Origin of the sequence: Scopulibacillus darangshiensis, assembly GCF_004341035.1 — a bacterium.
In the GTDB taxonomy this organism is placed as follows: Bacteria; Bacillota; Bacilli; order Bacillales; family Sporolactobacillaceae; genus Scopulibacillus; species Scopulibacillus darangshiensis.
In genome coordinates this window covers 1-16329 of the sequence record NZ_SLXK01000025.1, presented here as the reverse complement: position 1 = coordinate 16329, position 16329 = coordinate 1, and the positions used below count along the sequence as shown (strand labels likewise).

Annotated in this window: 15 protein-coding genes; 14 read left to right on the top strand and 1 reads right to left on the bottom strand. The window is 34.3% G+C overall.

The features are described from left to right. The first annotated feature begins 221 nt into the window (after nt 1-221). The 5 genes from EV207_RS15210 (at nt 222) to EV207_RS15190 (ending at nt 5257) form a co-directional block, all read left to right on the top strand. Complete coding sequence (locus tag EV207_RS15210; RefSeq protein ID WP_207902962.1) at nt 222-1388, top strand: ParM/StbA family protein; 1167 nt, start codon at nt 222-224, stop codon at nt 1386-1388. 14 nt (nt 1389-1402) lie between these two features. Continuing rightward, on the top strand, nt 1403-1810 hold the full coding sequence (locus tag EV207_RS15205; protein ID WP_132747014.1) for a hypothetical protein: 408 nt from the start codon (nt 1403-1405) through the stop codon (nt 1808-1810). A gap of 234 nt (nt 1811-2044) precedes the next feature. Further along, nucleotides 2045-2773: a Fic family protein gene (locus tag EV207_RS15200; protein ID WP_132747013.1), complete on the top strand. Its 729-nt coding sequence runs from the start codon at nt 2045-2047 to the stop codon at nt 2771-2773. A gap of 180 nt (nt 2774-2953) precedes the next feature. Further along, a complete protein-coding gene (locus tag EV207_RS15195) occupies nt 2954-3616 on the top strand; it encodes a hypothetical protein (protein ID WP_132747012.1) in 663 nt (220 codons plus the stop codon). A 489-nt stretch (nt 3617-4105) separates the two neighbouring features. After that, the gene (locus tag EV207_RS15190; RefSeq protein WP_132747011.1) at nt 4106-5257 is read left to right on the top strand and encodes a hypothetical protein; all 1152 of its coding nucleotides are present in this window, start codon (nt 4106-4108) and stop codon (nt 5255-5257) included. A gap of 86 nt (nt 5258-5343) precedes the next feature. Here EV207_RS15190 and EV207_RS15185 read toward each other — a convergent pair whose 3' ends face one another. Then, nucleotides 5344-5532 (bottom strand): ribbon-helix-helix domain-containing protein, encoded by a 189-nt coding sequence (locus tag EV207_RS15185; RefSeq protein WP_132747010.1) that lies wholly within the window; start codon nt 5530-5532, stop codon nt 5344-5346. A 123-nt stretch (nt 5533-5655) separates the two neighbouring features. Here EV207_RS15185 and EV207_RS15180 point away from each other — a divergent pair, with 123 nt between their 5' ends. From EV207_RS15180 to EV207_RS15140, 9 genes are all read left to right on the top strand, one after another. Next, on the top strand, nt 5656-5880 hold the full coding sequence (locus EV207_RS15180) for a hypothetical protein (RefSeq protein WP_132747009.1): 225 nt from the start codon (nt 5656-5658) through the stop codon (nt 5878-5880). A gap of 32 nt (nt 5881-5912) precedes the next feature. Continuing rightward, on the top strand, nt 5913-6944 hold the full coding sequence (locus tag EV207_RS15175; protein ID WP_132747008.1) for a hypothetical protein: 1032 nt from the start codon (nt 5913-5915) through the stop codon (nt 6942-6944). A gap of 26 nt (nt 6945-6970) precedes the next feature. Beyond that, nucleotides 6971-8863 carry a VirB4 family type IV secretion system protein gene (locus EV207_RS15170; RefSeq protein WP_132747007.1) on the top strand — a complete coding sequence of 631 codons (1893 nt, stop codon included), beginning with the start codon at nt 6971-6973 and terminating at the stop codon, nt 8861-8863. Between the two features lies 1 nt (nt 8864). After that, entirely contained in the window at nt 8865-9983 is a 1119-nt protein-coding gene (locus EV207_RS15165; RefSeq protein WP_132747006.1) for a lysozyme family protein, read from the top strand. 15 nt (nt 9984-9998) lie between these two features. Then, entirely contained in the window at nt 9999-10589 is a 591-nt protein-coding gene (locus tag EV207_RS15160) for a hypothetical protein (RefSeq protein WP_132747005.1), read from the top strand. 14 nt (nt 10590-10603) lie between these two features. Then, on the top strand, nt 10604-10960 hold the full coding sequence (locus tag EV207_RS15155; protein ID WP_132747004.1) for a type 1 glutamine amidotransferase family protein: 357 nt from the start codon (nt 10604-10606) through the stop codon (nt 10958-10960). A gap of 252 nt (nt 10961-11212) precedes the next feature. Continuing rightward, the gene (locus EV207_RS15150; RefSeq protein WP_132747003.1) at nt 11213-12430 is read left to right on the top strand and encodes a conjugal transfer protein TrbL family protein; all 1218 of its coding nucleotides are present in this window, start codon (nt 11213-11215) and stop codon (nt 12428-12430) included. Nucleotides 12431-12450: 20 nt separating this feature from the next. Beyond that, nucleotides 12451-14595 carry a VirD4-like conjugal transfer protein, CD1115 family gene (locus EV207_RS15145; RefSeq protein WP_132747002.1) on the top strand — a complete coding sequence of 715 codons (2145 nt, stop codon included), beginning with the start codon at nt 12451-12453 and terminating at the stop codon, nt 14593-14595. A 28-nt stretch (nt 14596-14623) separates the two neighbouring features. Continuing rightward, nucleotides 14624-16273, top strand: coding sequence for a hypothetical protein (locus EV207_RS15140; protein ID WP_132747001.1), 1650 nt, complete (start codon nt 14624-14626; stop codon nt 16271-16273). Nucleotides 16274-16329: the final 56 nt, after the last annotated feature.

Here is a 16329-nt window from a genome sequence, read left to right as displayed (position 1 = left end):
TTAACATATGTCCTTTTTTCTTTTAAATTAAATTTTTAGTTGAAAAACACTAAATACACATCTAATAGTAAATTGTATTCACTGTATACACTTGTAGAAAAAAACGAATAAAACCCCATTATTATTGACATTACACTGTATACATGCGCTTTACAAAGAGAGTTATAGATGATATTATAAGATAAATTGAATTCAAGATAAATACAAAAGGGGATGTTTTTGTGAAAGTTAACCATGTAAATGCTGATTTTGGTAATTCTATGTTTATGACCTTATTTGACGGTTACTACTTTGAAATGCCTACTAATATTGTGGAAGTCAGTCAGGAAAAAGCAGAAGGGTATTTTGTTTCTCCCATTGAGGAACCAAAAGAGTTGCTTCAACGGTTATTAATTTCGACTAAAATTGATAATGAGGAAAGATATTTTTTAGTAGGGAACGCTGCCGAAAAAGAAGTCCTTGGTAATAATCATATAAAAAAACTACATAATAAGACGGAATCAGAGATACCTTATGTTGCCTTTTTGGCGTCCGTTGCTTACTATCATGCCATTAAACAAGAGGAACAGGTCCAAGACTACAATGTTACAATTGATTATTTTCAAACCATGCTACCTATTTGGCTTCTTGTGAAATTGAATAAATTTAGTGAAATGCAAACAAAAATGGCTGACCGTTTTAAAGGCCAGCACGAAGTGGTGATTCATACCTTAGGTGTTGATAAAAAGCTATCAATCGAGGTAAAAGAGAGTCATTGCCGGATCGAAGGGGAAGTCGCTCGTTGGGCTTTAAAGAAAAACTTTGATTTAGAAAACAACTCTGATGCCGATCAATTTAAAAACAATGATGTTGTCTTAGTTGATATTGGGGCCGGAACGGTTGACCTTGCGCTTTTGCCTGCCGGGTTGTCAGCGCCAAAAAGTCGTCAATCATTAACGTTCTTCTCTGATATACCATATTTAAGTCACATAGAAGATCTTAGAAAAGAAAAGCTTTTAGAACACTTTGATGAGGTACGCTCCTTAGAAAAATTTATCGTTGATAATATTGATAAATCAAAAATGGAGAGAAAGGATGGGAATAGTGGCAAATCGTATGATTTAACGGATCCTATTTACCATGCCTTGCGTGAATACGCCAACATTTTAATAACAAAAGTAGAAGGTGCTTTTCAAGCACCTAAAGATAAAACATATAAATATGTCTATATTGGTGGCGTTGCCCCGATAATCAAAGAATCAGTAAGGCATGAAATTGAAAGTCGATATAACGGCGATATATTTGAAAATAACCATATTTTCCTTCCTGATGCCCGTAAATTAAATCTTTATGGTTTAGAAATACTCAGCCGAGCTGATATGGCTAAAAAGCAGCAAACTACAACTTAGTTCAGGTGATAATTATGGACGATAGAAGCCCAGTATTTAACGTAAGAACAACTAAAATGTCTGATGGAATGTATGCTTTTGTGGAAAAGCGAATTCAAGAAATGCCCCAAAAGACTTTCAGAGAGTATGCGTTTCAGTTAATTGAACGAGATATAGCGTCGGAAAAGGAAATAGAATTGGGGAAGGAAAAAAACCGTCATGTTTATGACGAACTCCTTGATCTACGTCATAAAATGGAAAATGAATTTAAACAGCTTAATAAGAAAATAGAGGGCAAGCTAACTTTGGCCAAGCCCAACACCCTGGCAGCCCATCAGAAAGATGCTAAAGATAATATTAGCCCTCTAGCTGAGAAAGAAGGCCAGCTGGTATCTGATGAGATCACTGGTACTATTGACGAGGATTATAACATCGACTTTTGATTGATCTTCAAAAGTGAAATTCTTTATTATAAAGTAAGCATGATCATTATGAGATGAATGTCCTTTTTTCGAATGATGGTCATGCAATTTTTTGATAACTAAACCATGGATCATTGTATGGTTTTAAAGTTTGATAAAACAGCTTGCTAATTATAATGAAGAGCTGTTTTTATTTAACAGTTAGTGTAAAATTGGGATGTGAAAATATAGGACGGCACATAGAGGTGAAATAAGATGTTTGAGCAAATAGATAGGAAAAAGGCGAGTTTAGATGCCTTACGACCATTGCCAAAATATACGTTAAAGAGTTTACATGAAAAGCTATTGCTTGAATGGACTTATAATACCAACGCTATTGAAGGTAATACATTAACAATGAACGAAACAAAGGTCGTGTTAGAAGGGATTACTGTAGGTGGTAAAACGATGCGAGAGCATTTGGAAGTCATTAATCATCGAGATGCGATTCGCTACGTTGAGGAAATTGTACAAAAGGGAGAGCCATTTACAGAATGGCAAATAAAAAGTCTCCATCGGCTCGTTTTAAAAGGCGTTGATGATGAGTACGCAGGTGTATACCGTGATCAACAAGTATTTATTGCTGGGGCAAAACATACACCTCCAGCACCTTATTTAATCAAGGAACAAATGGAACAGTTGATTAGGTGGTACGACAACAAGGCGCAAGAGTTACATCCGGTGGAGCGAGGAGCGATGTTGCATGCAATATTTGTTGGCATCCATCCGTTCATTGATGGGAATGGACGTACATCTCGCCTTCTCTTAAATTTAGAATTGATGAAAGCAGGCTTTCCTGCAGTTGTTATTAAGGTGGAAAACCGGTTAGCTTATTATGAAGCCTTAGATAAATCTCATACAACAAAAAATTATCGTGATTTTATTCAATTAATAGCAAAAGAAGTAGAAGATTCACTCAATCTTTATTTAAGTGCTATTTCTTAAAATAATTGGGAGCTTTGGGTTAAAAGGCACCCTAAAAATGATCAATCTTTTTTAAAACGTGCTTTTTTGTATTTGTTCATTAATCTGGGTTATTAACATTAATTTTATTTCAAACCGACATTGCATATAAATATACCGTCATCTAAACTAAGGATATTAGACGAAAGGCGAGGTTGCATAATGGGGAAAAAGAATCGAGGGGAGACAACTAAATTATCAATTAAACTGTCTATTAAGGCATTTAAACGAATTGAGCGTGCTTCCGAGAATTTGAATCTTTCTAAAGCCGGTGTTATTTCTTTTGCTCTAGCGAACATTTTTAAGAATGCTCCTTCAATGACGAATGTTTTAAATTTAGAGCAACAAGTAATATTAGAGCCCGATAACTTTTCATTAACGATAAAAAAAGATTTCGCTCTGAAAATAGACGAGCTGCAGAAACAGCTTGGTATGAAAAAAAACCACTTTATGGGCTTATTAATTTCAGATTACTTTGAACGGTTAGAAGAACACTCTCCTGTTTTAAAAAACGATCTTAACACGGATCCAAAACAGATGATGATACAGGTGAATGAAGACCTAAAAAAAAAAATCGTTGATTACAGTGAAAAACATTATATACCAATTAGTGGGTTAATATCTTATTGTATTTTAAACGGCCCGATTAATTACTTGCCTATTTATAAAACGGATGAATATGAAACCATTTTTACTAGGGTTCCTGCCTATATTATTGATTTGGTAAAAAAGGGGGCAGAAAGGCACAGTGTGCCTGATCATTTTTACGCAGCCCTATGCTGCCATAAAGCATTTACAAGTGACAATAAGATTTTTGATGTGTAAACGGGACATTATTGACACCCCGTTTATTAGAGGTGAGTGGATATTCACTATTTGTAATTATGGTCTTGCGTTTATAGTCATTAAATAGTATATTAGACTAAATAGTGATTCAAAAAAAGCAAATTGTTCACCCATCCTACCTCTTTTAGAAATTTAAATAATATACATAAGGCATATTTAGCCAAAATATGATAAAATTTTTATATTGAACAGAAAAAAGCGCTACACATGAGTGTAGCACTCTAAACTATTTAACTGCCCATTCCTTTAATATCAAAGAACTTTTAGCGGAGTATTTTGATATTAAATAACCAATAGGGCGTTTGTTCACAAAAGGGATATTGCTTTTTGCTTTGCATTTATGTGTATATTGTACCACCATGCACACTATGTTTGCAACAAAAAGTAAATGGAAATGCGATCCTGCTTGTTTCCTTCCTAATAGTGAATGATTACTATTGGGATGGGTTAAACTAGGAGGTTTTTTTAGTGGTCAAAATGAATATTGATTCAAAACACTTTGTATTAGATTGGATGTCCTCAGGTTCCTTTATTCCCGTAAACAAACACACAGCACATCGAATCGGGTTAAACAAAGCAGTGTTACTCGCAGAAGCAGTTAATCAATATCGCCGTTGGTACACCGATGGAAAACTTGACGATCAAGGCATGTTTTTTTGGACAGAGGAAGATTGTGAGGAACAGACGACATTTTCTAAAGCAACTCAATCTCGTTTATTTAAGGCTTTAGAGGATGAAGGATTTTTAAAACGGCATAAACGGCAAATTAAGTCTAATGACAAATTAAAGACTACTAGATATTTAGAAATGTTCTTTGATGAAATCGTTAATGTATTATTTTCAGATGATGAAGCCAAAGAACAACGGTTAAAATATTATGAGGAACGGAAACAGAAAAACAAGGTTTATTCCACAAAATATAAGAATGAAAATCGCAAGTCTCAAAATGAAACTTCCAGAGAAAATACTGATATGACGGGCAAGTCTCAAAATGAAACTTCCTCAAGTCTCGATATGAAACTTCCTCAAGTCTCAAATCGAGACACAAGTAATAATATATCTTTTAATAAAAACAAAGATATATTAAAAACAAATAATAATAAGAATCTATCAATCCAAATAGAAAATGAAATCATGGATTTAAATGTTACTCCAAGTCTAAAAAAATCTTTAATAAAAAAGATTGATAGATTGATCCTTTTTAAAATTAATGTTTTGGACATTGAAACAAAATATAAAACATCTGGATTATCCGATTACGATTTTGAAAATGTGCTTACCAATGTTCTGAACAGTGAAGTTAAATCAAACTTTAGAAATATGCTACAAGTTTCCATAGATACATACATCGAGAACAAACGTAAAAAAACAGAAGGTATTACTTCTAACCAACATATTGATCAAAGACGTGACAAACTCCCTAAGTGGCTTCAAAAGGACATGGGACGGGAAAAGGAGCAGCAGGAAGAAAAGCTTTCAGCTTCAGAGGAAAGATGGTTGAATGATTATTTAAAATGGGATAATGAAGACTCGAAAAAAGAAAATGATTCAAACATTATGTCTTCTGAAGAAGCAAGGGCAAAAGAAAAGTGGCTTACGGACTACTTAAATAATTGGTAATTAAAGGATTTAAAATAAAAAGTGCAGCTGCTATTTAAAAATAATAGCAATGCTGCACACCTGAATGTTTTTGATCTTTATGTAAATTATTCACTCATTTTATCTTTTAGGAGACCTTTTTGATATTTCAAGCCCAGGCTTAATAAATATCTCATAGCCTCAGTCCGATTTGTGAAGTTAAAGCTTGTTGTAAATTCATCTAACTCATTTAAAAATTTGTTGCTTAATTTGATATGAATACTGGAAAATTCATCTGGTTTCTTTTCATTTTTCATAGCTAATATATTCCCCCAAGATCTTATTAAATCTTATTGTAACATGTTTTTCCATATGATATACTATACATAAATTATACACGCATGTATCAGATGTGTATATTAAAAGGAGGAATTTATGATATGTTTGATGCTTTAGGAAGATTGGTTGATACCATATTTACGGAATTCAGAACATTGGGGATTTCAATCTTTGCGATCGGAATTATTGTTATGGCTCTTCTTACGGCTTTTGGTGGCGAAGAAAACAAAAGAACTTTTCAAAGAGGATTTATTACGTGTATAGCCGGAATTATTGTATTCTTCTTAGCTAAACCAATCATTTCGTTTTTCCAAGGCAATTTGTAAGAAGGAAAGCAACTTGAATAAGGGGGGATACTTTGGCTGAAGAATCCTATTACGTCCGAAAACAAAAAATGAGAGATGAAGGTCAGATTGAAATACCAATGAATGTTGATACCTCCCGTTACTTTATGGGGACATTCCGTTGGGTAGATATTTTGTACACAACACCCTTTATTATCTTGTCAATCATCTTGATCTATATCATGTATAACCTAGGATACCTTAAAGCCGGTAACGTTGCTTTTACCGTACTGCCCCCTGTACTAGTATTATGTCTCTTGTGGATCAAACACCCAGACAGAAAAAACATTTCTTTAATTCGGCAAATGTGGTGGCAAATTAAGTTTAAGAAAAGCAAAAAGGTTTATGAGTATTCAAAGGAAAGGGCAGAAGACATGAAAAATGATATTCGGACCCAGTTAGGCATTTTTAATATTGCTAATGACTGTATTGAGACGTTGGATAAACGCATTGTTAAAGTCATTGAGGTCTCTAGTGTCAATTTAACGGGTATGTCCAAAAATGATAGAAACCGAACATTAAAGTCATATCAAAACTTTTTAAATAGCTACCCTCCTTCGGATTTCCCAATTCAAATTGAGCAGCAGTCTAAACCTGTAAACCTTAAATCCTATTTGAATTGGGTTCATGAAGAAACAGGAAATGAAAGAAATATGATAAAAAGAATGCTTGCAGAAAGCTATATTAATAAAGCAAACCAAATTCAAAAAAATAAAAAAATGGTAAGTAAGGCAAGGTATTTTATTATTTCGGAAAAGATTGGCGTCAATAAAGAAAAGGCAATAAGTAAATTAAGTCGAAAAAGCGAAATAATGATTTCTAATTTGATCAATATGATTGGAGACAAATACAGAATAAATGCCAACGTTTTAAATAACGAAGACCTTTTCAAACTCATCTATTCTAGCATTGATTATGAATCAGCCCAAATTAATCATGAAATTGATCTTAGTAAAAATATAGCCTTCCCAATATCTATGGGCGACACATCTTATCAAGGCATGCAAGAGGAATGGGAAGAAACAAAGCAGAGAAAAATTCTTTAGCTTATTAATTTAAAGGGTGATAACACATGGCTCTCTCCTTTTTAAAAGGAATGTTCCAAAAAAATAAAAAAGAATTCAACTATGAGGATACGATCGATGAAAACAATGTAATAACCAGACAAATCAGCCCTGATTCCATTCAAATCACAGAAGATTATGTTCGCAGTGGAAGTAACTACACAAGGACGTTAGTCGCCGTTGAATTTGAACCAATTTTAAATCAGGATAATATTCGGCGTATATCTGAAATCTCAGAAACGATCTCTATCGTGCAATATCTTGATTTTTACGAACCTTCTCAAGTCAGAAAAGAGTTATCCAAGTCCATTGATCAGAATAAGTCAAAATTAAAAGAAGAAAAGTTATCGTCATATGTGAAAGCCAAGGCTCAAGTTGAAATCGAAGATGCCGAAATGCTTTTACAAAACCTGGCCCGAAATAGTGAAAGAATGTTTATGTTTCAGTTCTTAATTCATATTGTTTCCTCATCCCTAGATGAATTAGAAAGTGTGACTTCCCTTGTTAAATCAGAAGTTGCCAGTATAGCGAAATTGAATTTTCCGAAAACAAGGGCGAAAGATGCTTTTGATAGCTTTTTACCAATTAACAAAAACAAGGTATACGATTTAACGTATCGACCGATGAACAGTGAAGCCGTGTCTTTCTTTTTTCCTTTTCATGAAAACGAAATTTACGATGAAAATGGGATTATCCTTGGGTCGAACATGGATACAAACAATATTATTATGGTCAATGATGAGACCTATTTAAATAAACACGCTGTCTACATTGGCACGACAGGAAGTGGTAAATCAACAGCGATGTTTTCGAATATGATGCGTAAATACATGTTTGGCAATCGCATTATTGTGATCGATCCTAAAGGGGAATTTGGTAATGTCTTAAAACGTATGGGGGGCGAGTGGGTCAAATTTTCGCTTGAGGGTGGTTCAATCATCAATCCTTTTGATCTCCCCGTTCGATCTTTTGAAGATAATAATGGCAGTTTACAAGCATCAAATCCATTGTTTGATAAGGTGTCAACCTTAATCACCTTTTTTCAATTAATGTATTCCAATATGACTGACCTACAAGCTGATGTTCTTTCGGAAATTTTATTGGAGCTTTATGCAGATGAACGTTTTGGAAAATCAGTCACGAAAAATACTGATTCAAGCCTGTTTTTAAGGTTAGAAAATACCGATTATCCAACGATGGAAAACTTGTACAATTTGTTATCTGAGAAAGCCCAAAATAATAAGGATCAATATAAAATCATAGCCGACTTTCATCAAACGCTTCGAGCATATGCTGTTGGCGCTTATTCAAACGTTTTTAATGGCTACACGAATGTCGATGTGAACAATGATTTAATCTCCTATGATTTATTTTCGGTTTATAAAAATGACCGACTTGTTAAGCCGTTATATTTTCTGCTATTATCATCGCTGCGTAATGAGATTTTGAATGGGGATAAAGCGAAAACCCAATTATACATTGATGAAGCTCATATAATCGCTGACCCTAAAGTAACCGTAGCTATGGAGTTTTTATATGAAATGATGAAGGTCGTCCGTAGCTTTAATTGTGGCATTACCACAGCTACTCAACAAATCCAAGATTTTATGAGTGCAAAAGATGCCAACAGAAATTATGGGGATGCTGTTATTGCTTTATCCATGCAACAGATCATACTACCCATGCAGAAAAAAGAGGTCATGTTTGTTAATAATGAAATGCTATATGATTTTTCCGAGGATGACATTAACTTTCTCGAATTTAGTGAAGCAGATCGAAAAAAGAAGGCAGGTAAAGGATTTTTATTTGTCGGGAGTCGAAAAATTAAAATACACGTTGAGTTAACCGATTTGGAAGCAAAGCTCTGGTTAGATAAAGATTACTCTGCTTTGGAGATTTAAAATGGAAAACGCTAAAGCGATAATACAAAGTGTTTTCAGAACGCTCCTGATGAAAATACTTTTTTCTACTGGAGGACTCATTGCCGTTGGCATCATTTTAATCATTATCATTGTTGCTAGCATTCTCCCAAATGATGATGATTTTTCTTTAGAGGGTGGAGGGCAAGTTGTCTCAGAAAGTGTCTTGCAGTGGAAAGACGATATAGCAAAAGAAGTAGAAAGGCAAGGCATGGATAAAGATATCGTTATTATTCTTTTGGCCATTCTGCAGCAGGAGAGTGGGGGCAATTTGAAAGGATCGAACGGTGATATATTTCAAGCGTCTGAATCTAAATGTGGTCAAATCGGATGTATAACAGACCCTAAAGAGTCCATTGAACAAGGCGTGAAACAGTTTAAAAGAGTGCTTAAAGCATCACATAATAACATTAAGGTTGCTATTCAGTCTTATAACTTCGGTATTGGTTTTGCTGATTATGCTCAAAAGCAAAATGACGGAAAATACAGTAAAGAAATTGCTATTGCTTTCTCAAAAATGCAAATGCAAAAAGTGGCAAACCCAAGTAATTATACGTGTATAAGACAAGAAGGAAAAAAATATGGTGCTTGCTATGGCGATATATTATATGTTTCTTCCGTTATGAAATATGTTGGAGAGATTAAGAGTGGAAAGCCCCAACCGACTAATTATGATGGCGAATTAGGATATCCTTTAAAATCCATCACTGTAACAAGCGAATTTGGGCGCCGAATCGATCCGATAACCGGGGAGAAGGGTGAAGATCACCACGGCATTGATCTAGCCTGTACAGAGGGCGTCACTAAGGTTTACGCCAGTGCTGATGGCGAAGTGTTGCCAACTAATCATAGTAGCAGCTTAGGAAACTATGTGGTTATCAAACATGACGATCATTTCTACACAGGCTACGCCCATATGAGCCAAAAGATAGCCCAGCCGGGAGAAATCAAACAAGGCGATCCCGTTGGGATTTGTGGAAGTTCAGGTTCAGCAACAGGGCCACACCTCCATTTTACGGTTCAAAATGACGATTTCTCAAATCCAAACAGAAAAAACTATAACCCAAGAAATTACTTGGACTTTGGAGCAAGGGTTAAATAAAAAAGGGGGGGCATCTTGCGAAAGTTTATATTTCCCGTCATCACGATAATTTTGATCATAGCCGTAGTCGTGTTTATCGTTCAAATCAAAAATGTTCAAGAAACAAATAGCGAAATTAAAAAGGAAAACAAGGAACTGAAGCAGGAAATTGTCAAAACAAAAGAAGCGAACAAGGTTAAAAGCCAAAACAAAGATGAACAAACAAGGGATTTAAAAGATAACGTAAATCATGGAGATGGCTCAAACACCTTTGAATCTGATGCGCATTGGCTGACCAAAGAAATATATCAATCAACGGATCGAAAAAATTTATACATTGCCATCAAACCTGCCATTTCAGACGATATAAGAAAACAATTGTTTGGTGATAAAATCCCCAAACATAACGATGAAGAACCAAGTATTACGAAAAGGGTTAAAGACTTTGAGTTTTACGGCAAATATAAAAACAGCAATAAATACTCGTCTATTGTCACCTTTACTTTAGAACTTGTAGGCCCAGAAGTGACTGAAAAGCATTTTGTTGTCGTCAATATTGACATGGAAAAGAAAAATGGCAAATGGTTAGTTACTAAGTTTGATGAAATAACCTCAAGGAACGAATAAAAGGAAGTGATGGGTTGAAAAAATATGTGCTTATTTTGTTTGGTTTATCAGTAATGCTTATTTTAAGTGGCTGCTCGAATATTGAAAAGGATATTGTCGGACATTGGAAAGTAAAAGAAGATGATGAAGCGCTGATTGATGAAGGTAGCGATATAAGACTAAATGATGATATGACAATTGAAGGATTCGAGGGATATAAAACATACAAAGTAGAAGAAGTAAAGGATAAGGATTATGATTACCTAATATTAAGTGGGGGATATGACGAAACTAAGCGATTGCAAATTAAAATGAAGGACAAAGACACGCTTTCAATTCATGAAAAAGGTACGGCTGGTAACGGTGATAAATTAGTGAGAATTGATGATTAAGTCAATTGTTGAATCGTTCTCCCAAAAAATAACGGTACTAGAAGATAGAATAAAATATTATCTTTTTGAAAAAAAAATCAAAAAGGAAAATGATTACTACCAAAAAAAGTATAAACGCCCCATGAACAAAGAAGAAGAATCACAGTATAAATTCTTTTTATTTAAATTTTATTCGTTTCCTTTAATGATTATTGGAATAGTTATTTTCTATTTATTATTCATTAAGGGCTAAAACGAGAGGGTGATAACACGGTGCTCCAAAAAAAAAGAAAAAAGATGCTTTTAATCCTGGTGGCTATGTTTCTATTCCTTTTCATTTTTATGCCTAGTGCAAACGCTAAGGAACCTTCGACTGATAGCTTAGAACATGGAGGAAATAGTCTCGATCAGGAAATTAATAAACCATCAAGCGAGATTAGAAACGAAATCGATTCAGATACAAAAAAGCAAGGTGGAAAATATAAAGAAAATAACCTAGGCATAAAAGAGGGAGCTAAAGGTGATCTCTATCATGCGCATAAAAAGGCATTTGATAAATGGGAAGATGATGTTCCCGGTGGTGGCGTTTTTGTCGATCTGATAAAGAAATTAAATTACACAAAAGGGAAATTTGAATGTGGCCACTTCGATGTTTTGTGTAATGTGGTTAATATCGGATATGTCACAGGTGGCTCGATTATTGGTGCGCTCTTAGACCCCATCAGTAAATTAGCGATTACCCCTGAAAAAATATTAGATGATAACAACTTGAATAAATTCAAAGAATCATTTTCAACTTTTACAAACTCTTTATTGGCCGTCTTTATCCTGTTTCAATTAATGAAGATATACTCTTATCGCATGGTGAATCATTCTGACACAATTAATGTCTTGAATGAAAAAATTGTTAAAATCGCTTTTGCGTGTATCTTTCTCTTTTCATATGATTTAGTCTTTCGATTTATACTTGCCATACAATACCGTGTGAATTATGGCATCTTTGATTACATTAGTCAAAGTAAAGAATTAACCAATAACATCATGCTTAATTTACTATTAACGCCAAATGGCACCTTATTTATTATCCTTATTCTTATCTATGCCGTACTGCTTGGGATCTTATTTATTCAGATGTTATATACATTTGCGTTGGTTGGGGTGTTCTTTGTTGTCGGCCCCGTTGCAGTCGTCACAATGGTTAATGATGAATACAACATGTTTAGTATGTGGTTAAGGACCATTATTTCTAGGTTTTTAACACTTGCGCTACAAGGATTGTGTGTTGTTTTATGTTTCTCATTTGCTTCCGATATCTCCTTTGTTATCGAAGGTGACGGTACGGCGTTTTTTATGAAAAAAATAACTTCTATCGCTTTTTTGATGGTTGGGTTAGCGATCCCATCATTACTCAAAGAATTTGGTAATAGTAGTGGCAGTGGCCGGGGCGCTATAAGTGGCGTGAAAACCGTCACACGTATGTTTAGAAGATAGGGCGAGAGGGTGATAACAAATTGGAAAAATTAAAGCAGGGCTGGTTAGCAATTGTCTTAATAAGCTTATTTTCGTCCCTAGCTATCTCTTATATTATTGGAGGATTCCTTTATCAAATCGTTAAAAAACTAAACGTAAGTTTAGTTGATGCGTTAAAGCAACCGATAGAAATTTATCAAACAATATTAGGTGATGAGAATTTAAAAATCGTTTTCCCTTTTATTCCAATAGCTTTGTTTTGTGCAGCGATTTATCTTTTCAGGAAAAATATTTTTGACATCAGCTTTAAAAGTGCATCCGATTTCGGAGTCAAAGGGACGGCGAAATGGGGAAACCCTTTGCTTATGTTAGATGGAAAAACCCTTTCGAAACATGCCGATTTCAGTAAAGGCGACTATGGAAAAGGGTTAGAAATGGAAGAAGGCATTATCATTGGAAAGGTGCCTAAAAAAAGCAAGGCTTTAATTCTCCCCAAGCATACCAAATTGGATACCATGAACGTTTATGTCAATGGCCCTTCTGGTAGTGGTAAAGGTCAATCGTATGTGATGTCAAATTTAGTTAGTATCAGAAACGAATGCATTATAAACATTGATCCTAAGGGTGAAAACTATCATGTCACATCTCAATTAAAAAGAGATCAAGGCTATCGTGTTTATCAAATTGATTTCGCTGACTTCAGCAGTGCAAAATACAACCCCCTAGATTATGTTAAAAATGATGAAGATGCTCAAAAAGTGAGTGATATCATTTCAAAAAACAGCACCAAAGACGGCAAAGAAGATTTCTTTAAAGAACGTGCTCAAAAGTTATTAGCTGGTCTAATAAGCTATGTTAAAAGTGAATTTCCTAAAGAACAGGCCAACATGGCACAAGTCATCAATGTCTTTAATCAACATGTGTCTGACCCTAAAAAGTGTGATGAATGGTTGGACGACATGCCAGATGAAAACCCAGCAAAAGGGTTATTGATTAGTGTTCTTGGTGATTTAACATCAATGAATACAAGATCGGGCATTTCATCAAGTTTTCAAAGCATGATTAGTATTTTCCAATTAAACAGAATCAAAGAGATGACCAAAACCAGTGATTTTTCTTTTGATGAATTTCAGAAACATAAAAGTGTGCTATACGTAAAGATTGCTGTACCGACTAATCCTTATGCTTCCCTAACGAGTGTTTTCTTTAGTCAAATGATCGATCGCTTTTTTGAACTAGGGGATATAAACCCAATTCCCGAGTTAGACATACCAGTCCATTTTCTTTTAGATGAATTTCCAAACATCGGTAAGATAGACGGCTATGAAAATACACTCTCTTTATGCCGGGGTTATAAAATTTATATGCACACCATTGTCCAAGATATTTCACAATTACAAGATAAAAAGTTATATGGGAAAGAAGCCACTAAGACCATTATTTCAAATCACTCTGCCATCCTTATACTAAAAGTTGGGGAAAAGGAAGGGGCAAAATACTGGTCAGATTGGATAGATGCCACCACAGTAAAATATAAAAGTGAATCCACATCTGTTTCAAAGCAAGGGAAAACAACAAATCGTTCTGATGTTTACGAAAAAAGAGCATTGCTGCCTGCAAATGAATTAATGAGCATGGAAAAAAATATAGCGTACTTATTATTAAAAGGGAAAGACCCATTAAAAATAGAAAAGGCATGGCAATATGACCTTTACCCTGGGTTGCTTTTTGATGAAAATAGAAAACCAAATTATAACCAGAATAGAAAAAGCCTTGGGTACAAAACGCCTGTAAAAGAAGAAAATATTAACAAAGGTAATATAGACACTTTTGAAGATTATCAAAAACAACGAGCACAGCAGAGAAGGTTAGCAGATATAGAGGTGGCTGCTGCTGTTTCGTCAAAGAGTGAAAGTGTAAGCGAAATGGTTGTTCAAGAAATAAATTCTCGTGTGGCAATGACATCAGAAGATGAAAAGGAATTTAATCAACTTAAACAAAAAAAGCAGCAAGAGGAAAATAAAAAACCAAGAGCCGTTGATGATGTTAAAAAAGCATTTGAAAATGAAGTGGAGCAGCAAAGGCAGTTGGAAAACACACATGATGACATTATGGCGCACATGATGAATGTGAATGAAGATAATGAGACAACAGATATTGATGATCTCTTGACCCAAACTGAATAAAGCTTCGTGATCTGGAGGGTGATAACACATGATTAAAAAAATAAACCGATTCGGTGAAATAACCATTAATAAAAATGAAGCACTCGTTACCATGCCATTGATACGATTGGAAACAGAAGAAATAGAAGTGATAGAAGAAAATTATAAAGAAAAAATCAAAGAATTAAATTATGCAGATGCGTTTTACTATGCTGAATCAATAACAAGCATTAGGGATCGCTTACAAATCACCTATGATATGACAAATGCCTTTGATTTTCACCATATACGACGGATACAATTTGAAGAGATGTTTCCCTATTTTAATTCCATGATCGATATTGCTAAACAGAATGTTTCTGTTCTCTGGGAAAAAAGTAATTTTGCCATAGATATCAAAGAAGAAAAGGTTAAAGCACTGCTCTTTGATTTTGAAGGGTTTAAACTCTATAAAAAGGATAATAAGGTTGATGGTTTAAAAGAGTTAATATTGTTGGCTTTAACAACGAAACACGCTATTTTAGGGAAACCCAAAAAGTCAGATTTTATAGAGCAAAGGGAAAGAGTCTTCCTGTTCGCAGAAGATATTATTCATTCAAAAGACATTGAGGAAATGGAAGATGTGATTCGCTCCTATGAAAATCAAATTCAATATGAAGAGACCCAAAAAGAAATAGAGCAAGAGGAAAAAAGGCAAAAAAGCAAATGGAATAAAATGTTTAAAACCAAACGGTCTGATACGGCAGAAAAAGAAGTAGCTAGCACAGAAGATATGATTAAAAATAGTCTATATGAAGAACAGAATAAAAAAGAGTCAAATAATACCAAGCAAAAATCGAAGAGTAATTTAATGGATAAAATGACGAGTCCTAAAGGCATGGTGATAACCATTGTATGTTTACTGGCAATAGGGTTATTGTCTGTCGCCTTTGATAATTTTAGTAGTGCTGAGGAACCGAATGCATTAAGCAAGGCCAAGAAAAAAATACAGGAACAAAATAAAGTGTTAAGCTCCTATCGTGTCTATATCAATGCTAATGGGAACAAGGATCAAAAGGAAAAAGCTTACGCTCAGTTGGATAGGGTTGGCTATGAAAATTTAAATCAAAAAGATCAAAGTATTTTAGTGGATTGGTATATAGATCAAGACAAACTAACAAAGGCGATCACAGCAGATAAAAAGAATGCTTACCAAATTGGGGATGCCTTAATTAAAGAAGATGATGGGGAAGAAAGGTTAAAGCAATTAGCAAACCAAGTGAAAAATAATGAAGTCATAAACTTTGATATAGCTACTTTGGAAAATAAATATCAAACCATGATTGAAAATAAAGATATTCTTTTTAATCAAAGAAGAAGCAAAAAATTAGTTGAAGCTTACTTCATGACAAATCAGAAAGAAGAATTAGATAAGTTCATGAGTAGTATCAAGAATGATGAGAGAAATGACGTGGGTTCAAGTTATGATAATCTGAAAAAGTATTATGATGAGAAAATATCAGCTTATGATGAGAAGCAAAAGGCACAAACCGATCTTAAAGAGATTAACATCAAAATTGATGAACAAAATAAAAAGCTGAAAGATATAAAGGATGACGACAAGAAGAACGAAACAAAAGATGCGATTAAAAAGTTAGAAAAAGATAAGCAAGCAGCAGAAAGTAAGATTGAGGATTTCAATAATCGCATCAAGGAATAAAAAATAAAAATTGAAATGTGAGATAAAAGCTGATATGATATGAAATGTTATCACCC

What these genes read in the sequence shown, in the direction of transcription:
- EV207_RS15205 (WP_132747014.1), top strand. Translation starts at nt 1,403, where the DNA reads ATGGACGATAGAAGCCCAGTATTTAACGTAAGAACAACTAAAATGTCT.
- EV207_RS15200 (WP_132747013.1), top strand. Translation starts at nt 2,045, where the DNA reads ATGTTTGAGCAAATAGATAGGAAAAAGGCGAGTTTAGATGCCTTACGA.
- EV207_RS15195 (WP_132747012.1), top strand. Translation starts at nt 2,954, where the DNA reads ATGGGGAAAAAGAATCGAGGGGAGACAACTAAATTATCAATTAAACTG.
- EV207_RS15185 (WP_132747010.1), bottom strand. Translation starts at nt 5,532, where the DNA reads ATGAAAAATGAAAAGAAACCAGATGAATTTTCCAGTATTCATATCAAA.
- EV207_RS15180 (WP_132747009.1), top strand. Translation starts at nt 5,656, where the DNA reads ATGTTTGATGCTTTAGGAAGATTGGTTGATACCATATTTACGGAATTC.
- EV207_RS15170 (WP_132747007.1), top strand. Translation starts at nt 6,971, where the DNA reads ATGGCTCTCTCCTTTTTAAAAGGAATGTTCCAAAAAAATAAAAAAGAA.
- EV207_RS15165 (WP_132747006.1), top strand. Translation starts at nt 8,865, where the DNA reads ATGGAAAACGCTAAAGCGATAATACAAAGTGTTTTCAGAACGCTCCTG.
- EV207_RS15140 (WP_132747001.1), top strand. Translation starts at nt 14,624, where the DNA reads ATGATTAAAAAAATAAACCGATTCGGTGAAATAACCATTAATAAAAAT.